The 14,513-nt window shown below is 66.6% G+C and carries 5 protein-coding genes; all 5 read left to right on the top strand.

The annotated features are described in order from the left end of the window. Positions 1-642: a tetratricopeptide repeat protein gene (locus Sj15T_RS07635; protein ID WP_013040494.1), complete on the top strand. Its 642-nt coding sequence runs from the start codon at positions 1-3 to the stop codon at positions 640-642. A gap of 735 nt (positions 643-1,377) precedes the next feature. Then, on the top strand, positions 1,378-10,116 hold the full coding sequence (locus Sj15T_RS07630) for an Ig-like domain-containing protein (protein WP_013040493.1): 8,739 nt from the start codon (positions 1,378-1,380) through the stop codon (positions 10,114-10,116). Positions 10,117-10,156: 40 nt separating this feature from the next. Next, on the top strand, positions 10,157-10,861 hold the full coding sequence (locus Sj15T_RS07625) for an OmpA family protein (protein WP_253720649.1): 705 nt from the start codon (positions 10,157-10,159) through the stop codon (positions 10,859-10,861). A gap of 12 nt (positions 10,862-10,873) precedes the next feature. Next, positions 10,874-12,268 (top strand): TolC family protein, encoded by a 1,395-nt coding sequence (locus Sj15T_RS07620; protein WP_013040491.1) that lies wholly within the window; start codon positions 10,874-10,876, stop codon positions 12,266-12,268. 53 nt (positions 12,269-12,321) lie between these two features. After that, entirely contained in the window at positions 12,322-14,481 is a 2,160-nt protein-coding gene (locus tag Sj15T_RS07615) for a type I secretion system permease/ATPase (RefSeq protein ID WP_013040490.1), read from the top strand. The last annotated feature ends 32 nt before the right edge of the window (positions 14,482-14,513 follow it).

Here is a 14,513-nt window from a genome sequence, read left to right as displayed (position 1 = left end):
ATGACCGGCGGCAGGACGGGCTGGATATTGCGGAGCGCCTTGCTGCTCTGCCTGACGCCGCCCTTGCATGCCCAGGCGCCCTATGTGCCCGACGTCACCGAGGCGCGGGAAAAGGAATGGCGCAAGCTGGTGGCGGCGTCCCAGGCGGCCTATGCATCGGGCAAGCCGGCGGACGGCATCGATCCGGCGCGCAAGGGGCTGACGCTGGCGGACGATCTGTTCGGCCCGGACGATCCCCGCACGCTGATTTCCGCCAACGACCTGGCGCTGCATCTGGAATCGACCGGCCATTACCGGGAGGCGGAAGGGCTGTACCGGCGCGTCTTCGACAGCTATTTGCGGACGCGGGGGGAGGATGATCCCAATAGCCAGCTTGCCCTGGAAAATCTGGTCGATTTCTATGTGGCGCGCAATCGCCCTGACGCGGCGGGGCCGCTGGCCGATTATGCGCTGCGCAGCTTCCGGCGGACCACCGGCGCGGGCAGCGCGCGCAGCCAGCGCATGGAAGGGATCGTCGCCGCCATGCCGAAACCGGCTCCAGCCGTGCCGCCGCCGTCCGCACCTGAAACGGCGCGACAAGAGGATGATGTGGAAAAAATGCCGTCCTCCGCAATGGAATCGACAGGCGAAAACCGCCCTTGATCGCGGATATCCTTGCTTTTTCTTGCCCGGTCTCGAAAAATTAACCTTGGATATAAGTCGTCGGGACAATTGATTAAAATAATGCGGCGGTTATTCGTGATTCTCGTCGGAGGGGGTTGATTTTCCATAGCTTATCGCCGGTCGCAGGCTGACCGGACGAAGCCGGGGAAAGGAAAGCACGGCTCCGCACGATAAGCCTATGGGTCGCAATTCGGACGGGCGGCTGGCTGAACAAGCCGGTCGCCCGTTTCCTCATGCCTCTTGTCGCATTTCATTTCCATCGATGCGGTTCGGATGAACCGGGCAGGCGGTCGACTCGTCCGAGTCGCCTATGCCGTAAGCCTTGTTTGTTAACCAAATCCCCATTGAACATAGGTGCAAGGATATATCGGAATTTCCGAAACTATATCTTTCGTAATAATCCTTAAGTTATTTTTTCGGGTCTATCGCATTAAAATGGTTAACAAAACTTGATTCTGCGTGACTCATTTAGCAGCGCGGCGAATAAGATCAGCTATCGGGTCAGTAAAAACACAAAAGCAGATGGTTAATCCGGGGCGGCAGTCGATCTTGGCAAAAAAGATCCTGCCGGCGGGAGAACGTGACTAGGGGCAATAGCTGATCCGCTGATTGCCGCAATGTCGGTTAAGGCACAGGTCCGCGTGCACATGCATTCGGGGCAAAGGCCTTTTGCGCGCTCCTTCCATGCCCCCATGGCGACAGGTGGGATGGACAATGGATTTCGAGCGCGATTGGGATAGCAAAGGCACCGTCGACCATCAGCAGGCCCTTCATCCGGAAGCGGCCGCCCTGGCGGCGAAGGGCAAGGCGGTCCATCCCGGCAAGATGCATCATGCGGACGTCGTGCGGACGGTCGCGCCCAATCCCGACGGCACCGTCGTGCTGCCCGCCGGAACCGACATCAACCAGATCGAGGTTTCGGGACGCAATCTGATCGTCCACCTGCCCGACGGCACCGACATGGTGATCCTGGACGGCGCGGTGGTCATGCCGCGCCTGGTCGTGGGCGACGTCGAAATTCCCTCCGTCAACCTGGCGGCCTTGCTGATCGGGGAGGAGCCGCAGCCCGCAGCGGGTCCGCCGCGCAGCTCCGGCGGCAATTTCATCGGCCCGGACGGCAATGTGGGCGACCCCCATGGCCTGGGCGACCTGCTGCCGCCCACCGAATTGCTGTTCACCCAGCCAGAAACGCGGGAGATCCTGCCGGTCCCGCTGCAGGATGATGAAGAGCCGGCGGTCACCATCATCACCCCCAATCAGCCGGCCGGCGCCACTGCTGCCACGGCCGGGGTGAGCGAGGCTAGCCTTCCCGCGCGCGGCAGCGAGCCTGCCGGTTCGGCGGCCGCCAGCGATAGCGAGCGCACTACGGGCACCATCGCCATCACCGCCACCGACGGGCTGGCGGGCGTCACCATCAACGGCGTTGCGATCGCCACTGTCGGCCAGACGGTCACGACGCCGCTCGGCGTCCTCACCATCACCTCGATCACGCCGTCCGCCATCGGCTACAGCTATGTGCTGAGCGACAATGTAGTGGGCGCGCCGCCCGCCGAAGTCTTCACCGTCGTCGTCACCGACAGCGATGGCGATCAGGCGAGCGCCACCCTGACCATCTCCATCGCGGATGACGCTCCGACCGCCGTCAACGACGCTGACAGCGTGACCGAGGATGGCCCGCTGGTCGCCGACGGCAATGTCCTGACCGGCAGCGGCGGCAGCGACGCGAACGCGACCGACGGCGTCGCCGACATCCAGGGCGCGGACGGCGCGGTCGTGTCGACCACCGGCAGCTTCCAGGGCAGCTACGGCACGCTGACGCTGGCCGCGTCGGGCGCCTACAGCTACACGCTGGCCAACGGCAATGCAGCGGTGCAGTTCCTGGTGCCCGGACAGACGCTGACCGACAGCTTCAGCTACACGATCACCGATGCCGATGGCGACACCTCCACGGCGACGCTGACCATCACCATCAACGGCGCGGATGACGGCGTCACCATCACCGGCCTGAACGGCGCGCCGGGGATCGAGGGCGCCGAAGTCGTGCTGCTGGAAAACGACCTGTCCGACGGCAGTTCGCCCGATGCGGCTGGCCTCACCAAGACCGGCTCGTTCGGCGTCAACGGCCCTGACGGCCTGTCGAGCGTCACCGTCGGCGGCGTGTCGGTGCTGGCGAACGGCGCCTTCGTCGCGGGGCAGGTGGTGACGACGCCGGTCGGCACGCTCACCATCACCGGCTTCACCGCCACCGCCACCCAGGGCGGCGTGCCCACGGCCGGAACCTTCACCTACAGCTTCGTGCTGACCGACAACAGCCTGGGCCATGGCGCAGCGGGCGCGGACAGCATCCTGCAGAGCTTCGCCGTGGTGGTGACCGACCGCAACGGATCGGCCGCCAACGCCTCGGTCGATGTGCGCATCGTGGACGACGTGCCGACCGCCAATAATGATGTCGACGGCGTCGCCGCCGGCGCCTATGGCCCGGAAACCGGCAATGTCATCACCGGGGCGGGCACCGTTTCCGGCGCGGCGGGCGCCGACGTCAGGGGCGCGGACGGCGCGGTCGTTTCGACCACCGGCACGTTCGAGGGCGCTTACGGCACGCTGACGCTGAACGCCGACGGCAGCTATGTCTATGTCCGCGCGGCCGGAACGCCGGGCGGGGTGAGCGACAGCTTCAGCTACACGCTGCGCGACGGCGACGGCGACACCTCCACCGCCACGCTGCGGATCGACATCGCGAACAGCAATGTCATGATCGTCTCCATCCCGAAGGTGGGCGAAGGCACGATCGTCGACGAATCCGGCCTGGTCAACCCGATGGGGTCCAATGCGGGCAGCGGCGTCGACACGACGGACGGCACCATCACCTACACCGCGCCGGACGGCCCGGCGACCGTGACGATCAACGGGCAGCCGGTCATCATCGGAACGACCATCGCCACCGACAAGGGCATATTGACGATCACCGGCCTTAACGAAGGCCAGATCGATTATACCTATGAACTGACGACCAACACGACCGGCGACGACGTGACGGACAGCTTCGTCGTCACCGTCACCGACGTGGACGGCGACACGGCGACCGATACGCTGACCATCACCATCCTGGACGACGTGCCGACCGCGACGAACGACACGGACTCGGTGCGCGAGGACGGCCCGCTGGTGGCCGACGGCAACGTCATCACCGGTTCGGGCGGCAGCGACGCCAACGGCACCGACGGCAATGCCGACGTGCAGGGCGCCGACGGCGCGCAGGTCAGCGCCATCGCCTTCGGCGGGACGGCCGGAACGGTCGGCGCGCCGCTGGCCGGACTGTACGGATCGCTCGTGATCCAGGCGAACGGCAGCTACGCCTATACGCTGGATAATGAAAATGGCGTGGTCCAGGGCCTGGACAAGACCGAGACCCTGACCGAGACCTTCACCTACACGCTGACCGACGGCGACGGCGATGCGCGCACCGCGACCATCACCATCACCATCCAGGGCAGCGACGATGGCGTCACCATCAACGGCCTGGACGGCGAAGGGGCGGAGGAAACCGTCTTCGAAAACGACCTGCCGGGGGGTAGTTCGGAAAATGTGGCGGCGCTGACCCAGACGGGCGGCTTCACCCTGTCCGCGCCGGACGGCGTGGCGACCGTCACTGTCGGCGGCCAGCCGATCTTCGGCGCGGGCGGCTTCATCGGCGGCGTCACCATCGCCAACGCCTATGGCACGCTCAGCATCACCGGCTTCACGCCGACGCTGGGCGCGGACGGCGACGTGATCGGCGGGACCGTCAGCTACAGCTATGTCCTCACTGACAACACGCTGCTGCACAGCGGCGTCAATGACGGCAGCCTGACGGACAGTTTCGCGGTCGTCGTCACCGACACGGACGGGTCCACCGACAGCGCCAGCCTGGACATCCGCGTGGTCGACGACGTGCCGACGGCGGTGAACGACGTCGCGGGCCAGCTCACCGAAAATGCGGCGGTGACGATCGACGTCTTCGCCAATGACGTGGCCGGGGCGGACGGCGTCAACCTCGCCAGCGGCGTGGCGCTGGAGAGCGGCGCAGCCAAGGGCACGGTCGTCTATCAGGGCAATGGCGTCTTCCTCTACACCCCCAATGCGGGCGCGGAGGGCAGCGACAGCTTCACCTACACGATCACCGACGGCGACGGCGACAAGTCCACCGCCACGGTGACGATCAACCTGCTCCAGGATTCGACGCCGACCGTCAGCGTCACCGACATGACCGTGTCCGAAGCGGGCCTGCCCGGCGGCACGCAGCAGGCCGGGAACAGCGAGACCGCGACCGGCTCCATGACCATCGCGACCGGCGGCGACACGCTGACCAAGGTCGAGGTGCAGGACAAGAACGGCGCCTGGGTCGACGTCACCGGCGCGACGGCGAGCACGCCGGTGGTCGTCGCGGGCGCGGCGGGCGCGCTGACCGTGACCTCGGACGGGGCGGGGCATTACAGCTACAGCTACACCCTGGCGGTCAACGACCCGGCCCATCCCGACAATGTCACCAGCGACGGCGACGGCATCAGCGGCGCGGCCGACCCCAAGGCGGGCGACGCCTTCGCGGTGCGCGTGACCGACAGCGACGGCGACGTCTCTCCGGCCGATACGATCAACGTGACCGTGCTGGACGACGCGCCCATCGCGACGGCCGACAGCGGTTCGGTGAGCGAGGGCGGCTCGCTGATCGTCGCGGCGGCCGACGGCGTGCTCGACAATGACCAGCCGGGCGCGGACGGCTATGCGCCGGGCGTGGTCGGCGTGGCCAAGGGCAGCGATCCGTCCAGCCCCGTCAGCGGCCAGGTCGGCACGGCGGTCGCGGGCGATTACGGCACGCTGACGCTCTTCGCCGACGGCAGCTATCGCTATGACGCGACGCCCAACGCCATTTCGGCCGATCAGCAGGACGTGTTCGTCTATACCATCCGCGACGCGGACGGCGACCTGGCGACAACGACGCTGACCATCGACGTCGCCAATGTCGCGCTCGCCCCGGACAATCAGACCAAGACCGTCTTCGAAGCCGCGCTGGACACCGGCATCACCGGATCGGACATCGCGGCGGGCAGCGTCACCGGCAGCGCGCCGGGCCAGCCCACCGAAACCGCGACCGGCCAGCTCAACGTCGCGGGCGCGGTCAGCTACACGCTGACCAGTTCCGCCACCGGCAGCCACGGCCAGCTTCAGTTGAACGCCAATGGCAGCTACACCTACACGCTGACCTCGCCGGTGGACGGCCCGACGGCGAATGACGGTCCGTTGACCTTCGCGGGCGCGGAGGTCTTCACTTATCAGGCGGTCGACGGCTCCGGCAATATCGCCAACGGCACGATCACCATCGACGTGGTGGACGATGTTCCGACGGCCGTGAACGATGCTCTCCTGACCGTGGCGGAGGATGGCGCCGACATCGGCGGCAACGTCCTGACCAACGACACGCCCGGCGCGGACGGCGCGACCCTGACCTCCGTCACCATCGGCGGCGTCACCACGGCGATCAACGCCGTGGGCACGACCAACGTCAGCGGGGCCTTCGGCGCCTATACCTTCACGGCGGCGGGCGCGTGGACCTTCAACCCGTCGACCAACCTCAACAATGCCAGCGGCGTCAGCGCGGGCTTCTCCTACGTCATCACCGACGGCGACGGGGACCAGTCGACCGCCGTGCAGCCGATCACGGTCACGGACGGGGCTAACCCCATCGCGGGCGCGCCGATCAGCCTGGCGCTGGACGATCAGAATCTGGCGGGCGGCACGACGCAGGGCAATCCCGACTTCGTGCAGGATAACGTCAGCTTCACGGCCGGATCGGACGCGCTGACCGGCTTCGCCTTCGCCACGGACCTGTCCGCCCTGGGCGGCGGGCTGACCTGGAACCGCGTCAGCGCCACGCTGATCGAGGGCTGGGACGGCCCGGTCGGCACGGGCGTCAAGATCGTCGCGCTGACGCTGACGGCGCCCGCCTCCATCGGCGCGGGCCTCAGCGGCAATGTGCAGGTGACGGCGACGCTGCTCGACAATTATGACAGCCATCCGAACATCGCCCTGGACGACAGCGTCTCCCTGGGCAGCGTCGGCGTCGTCGCGTCCGATCAGGACGGCGACAGCGCCACCGCGACGGTCAACCTGTCCGTTTCGGACGACGTGCCGCAAGCGGTCAATGACGGCCAGTTGGCCATCGTCGATGACAATGCCAGCGGCGTGGTCGTCGGCACGGTTGCCGGGCTGCTCGGCAATGACGTCTTCGGCGCGGACGGCCCCGGCTCGCCCGCCATCGCGATCGGCACCGGCAATCTGGGCGGCACCATCTCCATAGTCGGCGGCAATCTGGTCTACACGTCGCACCACAATATCGCGGCGCCTTACGCCTCCATCGGCGAGACGTTCACCTACACCATCAAGGATGGCGACGGGGACACCTCCTCGGCGACCTTCTCGGTCCTGCTGACCGATACGGGACCGTCGATCAGCGCGGCGGCTGCGGCCTTCACGGTCGATGAGGACGGTCTTGCCAACGGCGTGACCCAGCCGGTGACGGGTGACGTGGACGGCGCGGACATCGTCAAGACAGGGACGCTGGCAGGGCTCAACTTCGGCAATGACGGCGCCGGCAATATCGTGCTGGGCGCGGTGGCCGACACGGGCCTGCGGACCCTGTCCAACCATGTGATCCAGACGATATGGGACGGCACAAGCCACACGCTGACTGGAAAGGATGCGGTGACGGGGGATAATATCTTCACGTTGCAGATCACCGACGTGGCCAGCGGCGCCTATCGCTTCGAACTGCTCGCGCCGGTCAAGCACAGCGATCCGGCGAGCGAGGACGACAAGTCCTTCACCGTCGCGGTAACCGTGACGGATGCCGAAAATGAAAGCGCCAGCGGGACGATCAGCGTCACCATCGACGATGACAGCCCGGCGGTTACGGCGACACTGCCGGCTGCGGGTTCGCTGGTCGTCGATGAAAGCAATCTGGCGTTTGACGCCACGGCCAGCTTCGCAGGCAACTTCACTGCGCTCTACGGGGCCGACGGCAAGGGGTCGCTCAGCTATTCGCTGGGGGTCAGCGCGCAGGGCGCGGCCACCAACCTCTTCGATACCGCCACCGGCAATCGCGTCTATCTGTTCGTGGAATCGGGCAAGGTCGTGGGCCGCGAAGGCACCAGTTCGGGCAATGCGGCCGGGGGGCCGGTCGTGTTCCAACTGACGGTCGACGCGCTGGGCGCGGTGACGCTGGATCAGCAGCGCGCCGTTCTCCACACGCCCGATACCGGACCCAATCAGGCTATCGGACTTGATGTGGGCAGCCTCATCACCCTCACGGCGACCGCCGTGGACGGCGACGCCGATACGGTGAGCCAGCAGATCAATTTCGGCCAGACCATCAGCTTCCTGGACGATGTCGGCACGCTTGGCGCCTTCAGCAACATCACCGTCGTCAACGGCGCCAATGTCGTGGGCAACGGCACGTTCAGTTATAATGCAGGCGCCGACGGGCATGGCAGCTTCGCCATCACCGGCCCGGTGCTGCCCGGCATCAGCTACACCACCACGCAGAACGCTACGGGCGCGCTGCTGACGGCCACGACCGATCCCGACGGCCCGGGGGGCAATCCGCCTGTCACCGTCTTCACCCTTCAGGTGAATGCGAACGGCACGTCGGTCTTCACGCTGGTGACGCCGCAGGCAGCGACCAGCGAGACGATCTCGCTGCTGGGCCTCAGCGCCGGCGGTCCGACCCCCTTCGTCCAGACGGCGGACGGCCGGGTCGAATTCACCGGCAACGGCAATGGCGTGAACTCGTCCACCCAGGGCTTCGGCGTCGACAATCAATTTGTCGGCAACGGAGAAAATTTCACCATCGAATTCCACAATCCGGGACAGGCGGGCGATCAGGCCGCAACTGTCAATCCGGATATGGTGAGCTCCATCATCCTCAAGAACGACAACATCAACGGATCGCTGGGCATCAAGGTCACCGTCTATAATGACGTGACCGGTCAGTCGGAGGTGGTCTACACCAATTTCAACGTCACCGGCACGTCCACCCTGATCGATCCCGTGATGTCGGAATTCAACCGCGTTTCGATCGAGGGCGTGGGCGGCAGCGGCCAGGGCGTCCGCTTCACCAGCCTGGTGATCAACAAGACGATCCTGCCCTCCGACATCGACCTGCATTTCACTGTGCAGGCGACGGACAAGGATGGCGACGTCACCTCCACATCGACGCTCAACGTCTTCGTCGACGCGACCAGCCCGACGCCGCCGGTGGCGATCGACCTGAACGGCGACGGCCTGCATTTCGTGGGCCTGGATGCCGGCGTCACCCATGATTATGGCAACGGCGCGGTGGCGACGGCGTGGGTGTCGTCCGAAGACGGACTACTTGGCCATGTCACGGGCAAGGGCATCGACATCGTCTTTACCGACGATGCTCCGGGTGCGCAGACCGACCTGGAAGGCCTCCGCCTCGCCTATGACAGCAATGGCGACGGCAAGCTGGATACGGCCGACACTGCCTTCGCCGAATTCGGGGTCTGGCAGGACGCGAACGGCAATGGCGCGGTCGATCAGGGCGAATTCAAGTCGCTGACCGATCTCGGCATCGCATCGATCGACCTGAATTCCGACGGCAAGACGTACAGTGCCGCCAATGGCGACGTCACCGTGCTGGGCGAAGCGAGCTTCACCCGCACCGACGGCACCAAGGGCACGGTCGGCGACGTTATCTTCGCCACCGGCAGCAGCGATGCGAGCAAGACCACGGAAAGCACCGCCAGCGGCTTCAACCAGGCGCTGGTCGCGGCCAGCCTGGTCGCCGTGGCGGGCGCGGCCGAGGCTCCGGCCGAGCAGCAGCCCGCGCCGACCGCGACCGAAAGCGCCGCGCCGGTCACGGAAACCGCCCCGGCCGTCACGGTCGAGGCCGAGCCTGCCGCCACGCAGGAAAGCGCGCCCACCACGCTCGCCGCGAACGACGATCAGGCGACCCATGAGCAGCCTGCGCCGACCGGCCACGCTGCTGAAGAGGCCGCGCCCGACCATGCCACCCTGTCCGATGGCGATGCGCATGTCTCGACCGTCGAAACGGCCGACGCGCCTCAGCCCGACCTCAGCGGTCATCAGGGTCTGCTGGCCCAGTCCATCGACCTGCCGCCTGCCTTCGACGGCAATGCGGCGGCGGTCCTGGCTGCGCAGCAGGCCGCTCCGGCAGCCAATGCCGCCGATGTCGTGAAGGAAGCGCTGGGGGCCCATGACGCGCCGAACATCGACGCGCTGCTGGCCGCCCTGCCGGGTGGCGAGCATGCCTCGACGCCCATCCTGCTGAACCCGGTCGCGGGCGAGGCGGTGGACAGCGGGCATCTGGCGGCGGCCACGGCCATCTTCGAAGCGGCGATGGTCGCGCATGAAGCGATGGCGGTCGCCCATGGCTGACAATTCGATTTTCTCGCGGGGAATTTTGGGGAGAGTGAATATGCGAAATGCAGTTGGAAAGGCTGCGGCCGCCGGGGTGGCGACCGTCATGCTGACGACAGCGGCCTGGGCGGCGCCTGCCTCGCCCTTGCTGCAACTGGGCAAGTCCGAATTGCGGGACGCGCTGACCAGCCGGTACGACACGGCGGTCAAGGCCGTTGGCGACGCCAGCGTGCGCGCCGCGCAGGACAGCCGCTGGACCTACGCGGTCGAAGCGAAGAACCAGTGCGGCATCGCCATCGGTTTCATCAAATCCGGCACGAAGGATGCGGACAGCATCAACAAGTGCGACGACTTTGTGGCCCGCCTTTCGGCGCCGCCACCGCCGCCGGTGTCGGCAGCCCCAGCCCCACCCGCGCTGGACTGCACGGCGCCGGCGGTGTCAATCTTCTTCGACTGGAACATGGACACCCCGCTTCCCGAAGGCGCGGGCACCATCTCCACGCTGACGCAGACGGCGGCGCAATGCGGTTGGACCCGCTTCGGCGTCACCGGCTATACCGACACGTCGGGCAGCAACCGCTATAATGACGGCCTGTCGCTGCGCCGGGCGCGCAATGTCGCCAGCCTGATGAGCCAGGGCGGCGTGTCCGCCGACGCCATCACCGTCACCGGCCTGGGCGAAACCCAATTGAAGATCGAAACCGCCGATGGTGTGCGCGAACCGATGAACCGTCGGGTCGAAATCACCGCCAGCGCGAATTAAGGGGAGGAAGGCATGACTATCATGCGCAAGACATGCGGCAGCCTGATCGCCCTATGCGCGGCGGCCATGGTGAGCACGGGCTGGGCCCAGACCACCGATCTCAAGAGCGCGATCGCCGCGGCGATCGACAGCCATCCGGAGATCAACCAGGCGATCCAGAACAAGCAGGCCATCGAATTCGAACGCGAACAGGCAAAGGGCCTCTATCTGCCCCGCGTCAGCGTCGAAGGGTCGGCGGGCGTCCGCCGCCTGGAAAACGCCACCCGCCGCGCGCTGAACCTGGACGACCAGACGCTCTGGCCGCTGGAAGCCAGCGTCCGGGCGGAACAGACCGTCTGGGACTCCGGCTATCGCAGCGCTGAAAAGCGGCGGCAGGCGGCCCGCACCGACGGCGCTGCCCTGCGCGTGGGCGAACGCTCGCAATTCGTGGCGCTGAACGTCACCCGTCAATATCTGGACTATATGCTCCAGCAGCGGGTCGTCGCGGCGGCGGAGGACAATATCGCCTTCCACCGCAAGCTGCTGGGCGACCTGGGCGAGGGTGTCTCCAAGGGTTCGATCAGCATCGCCGACCAGCAACAGGCGGAGGAACGGCTGCAAGCCGCCCTCGTCCGCAAGAGCGAGGCGGAGCAGGACATGACCAATGCGGCCATTTCCTTCCGCACGTTGACCGGCCTGTCCATCGATCAGGTGGTGATGCCCGATCCGGTGACGAGCGCCGTGCCGCCGACGCTGGATGAAGCCATCGCCGCCGCCCGCACCCACAATCCGCTGGTGCGCGAGGCGGAAGCCGACATCCAGGCGGCGCACGCCGTCGTGGACGAGGCGAAGTCGGAGCTTGGGCCGACGGTCTCGCTGGAAGGAACGGGCCGCATCGGTGAGGATGTGGACGGCTTCCGGGGCAGCACCAACGACGTGCAGGGCCGGGTGGTCGTGCGCTGGCAGCTCTATAATGGCGGCATCAACCGGGCGAAGGTCCAGGAAATGACCCGCCGGGCCAGCGAAGCGCGCTTCCGCCTCAGCCAGCGCCTGCGCGAGGCAGAGGAGGATGTCCGCACCGCCTGGAACCGCTGGGACACGGAAAAGAAGCGCGTGACTGACCTGTCGCGGCAGGGCACGGTGTCCGACGGGCTGCTCGTCTCCTATCGCGAGCAGTTCAATGTCGGGCGGCGTTCGCTGCTGGACGTGCTGGACAGCCAGAACACCCGCTTCAACACCCAGGTGCGGACGGAAACGGCCCGCTTCTCGGAGATTTTCGCGCAATATCAGATCCTGGCGGCCACCAACACGCTGTTGGACACGCTGGGTCTCGCCGCGCCTTCGGACGCCAGGGCGGAAGCGCGGAAGACCTATAATGTCCCCGATCTGCCGCCCGCTGAATTGCAGCGGCGGCGTTATCCGGGCTGAGTTTCATTATTGGGGGTCATCCCGGCGCAAGCCGGGATGGCGCGGGGTAAACAATGTTGGAACGAAGCACACTCAGTCTAGCCGAATGGCTGGACCATCAGGGCGCGCCTGGCGACGAGCTGGTCGAAAGCATCGCCCATGCGGCGCGGCATTTCGACCGCTCGCCGGGGATCGTCAGCCTTCGCGCAGGGCTTGCCGTCGATGAATCCGGGCGGCTGCCCTTTCATCAGGCGGAATCCGCGCTCGACCAGATCGGCCTGCTCAGCGATCATGTCCGGGGCCGGCTGGACAAATGGCGGCCGGGCAACCTGCCCGCCATCCTGCCGCTGCGTGGCGGGCGCTTCCTGCTGCTCATGGACATCAAGGGCGGCGACGCGCTGGTCCAGCTTCCGCACGCGCCGGAAGCCGTCTGGGCGCCGCTCAGCGATCTGGAGGGCTATTTCACCGGCGAGGCGCTGGTCGTCATGGCCGACCATGGCCGCGAACGGGCGGAGGAACGCCCCTGGGACGAACGCGCCCGCCAGCACTGGTTCTGGCGCGAAGTGTGGCGCGCCCGCGGCGGCTTCGGCTATGTGATGCTGGCCGCGGCGATCATCAACCTGCTCGCCTTCGCGCTGCCGCTGTTCACGATGAACGTCTATGACCGCATCATCCCGAACAAGGCGGCCTCCAGCCTGTGGGTGCTGGGCGTCGGCGTGATGCTGGCCTTCAGCCTCGACTTCGCGCTGCGCATCGCCCGCTCAAGGCTGGTGGACGAGGCCGGTCGGGAAATCGACGAACGCCTGTCGCAACGCCTGTTCGAAAAGGTGCTGAACACGCCGCTTTCCGCCCGTTCGGGCAGCACCGGCGCGCTGGCGCGGCGGGTTTCGGAATTCGAATCCGTGCGCGAATTCTTCACCTCCACCACCGTGGTGCTGGTGGTGGACATCGCCTTCCTCTTCTTCTTCGTCGCCATCATCGCGTTGCTGGGGGGCTGGCTGGCCATCGTGCCGGTCGTCATGATGGGGATCATGGCGAGCGCGGGTTGGTTCCTGCAACGGTCGATGGCCCGCCTGTCCCGCGACGCGCAGGCGGATTCCAGCCTGCAAAGCGCGGCGCTGGTCGAAGCCATAGGCGGCATCGAGACGCTGAAGGCCTGCCGCGCCGAGGGGCGGATGCTGGAACGCTGGCGCCGCTACGCCCGGATGAGCGCGGCCACGCAGGAAAAGCTGCGCAGGCTCTCCTCCAAGAGCGTCACGCTGGCGGCGCTATGCCAACAGGTGACGAGCATCGCGCTGGTCATCGGCGGCTTCTACATGTTCGCGGCGGGCGACATTTCGATGGGCGCGATCATCGCCATCGTCATGCTGGCCGGGCGTTCGCTCGCGCCGGTGGGTCAACTCGCCTTCGTCATCGTGCGGGCGCGGCAAGCGATGACGACGCTCGACAGCCTCCAGACGCTGATCGACCAGCCCGACGAACGGCTGGACGGGGCGCGGGGCATCATCCCCAAAATCCGCAAGGGCGCCATCGTCGCGCAGGGCCTGGAATTCGCCTATCCCGGCGCCAGCCAGCCCAGCCTGAAGGGCATCGACCTGCGCATCGAGCCGGGCGAGCGCATCGGCATCATCGGCCGGGTCGCGTCCGGCAAGTCGACGCTGGGCCGGGTGATCTGCGGCCTTTATCCCCCCACCGGGGGCCTGCTCACCGTCGATGACGTGGACAGCCGCCAATATCATCCGCATGAACTGCGCTCCGCCTTCCGCTATGTCGGGCAGGACGCCGAATTGTTCAGCGGTTCGGTGCGCGAGAATCTACTGCTCGGCGCTCGCGAAGCCAGCGAAGAAAAGCTGCTGGAGGCGCTGGAACGGTCGGGCGCGTCCCGCTTCTTCGGGCGCGACGCGGCGGGTTTCGACCTGCATATCGGGGAGCGCGGCAGTCGTCTGTCGGGCGGGCAGCGCAGCTTCCTGGTCATGGCGCGAGCGCTGGTGGAACCGGCGAAGCTGCTCTTCCTGGACGAGCCGACCGGCGCGATGGACAACCAGACGGAAAATCTCTTCATCGACCATCTGGAAAAGGCGCTGGAGCCGGACCAGACGCTGATCGTGTCGACCCACCGCCACGCGCTGCTGCGGATCGTGGACCGGCTGATCGTGATCGATCAGGGCGTCGTGCTGGCCGACGGCCCGCGTGACGAGATCATCGGCCAGCTCCAGCGGGGGGCAGGGCAATGAGCGCAGTACGGCCTGCCCATTCAACACAACGT

Source organism: Sphingobium sp. TA15, assembly GCF_037101235.1.
GTDB classification, from domain to species: domain Bacteria; phylum Pseudomonadota; class Alphaproteobacteria; order Sphingomonadales; family Sphingomonadaceae; genus Sphingobium; species Sphingobium indicum.
This window is presented reverse-complemented; position numbering and strand designations above follow the sequence as displayed.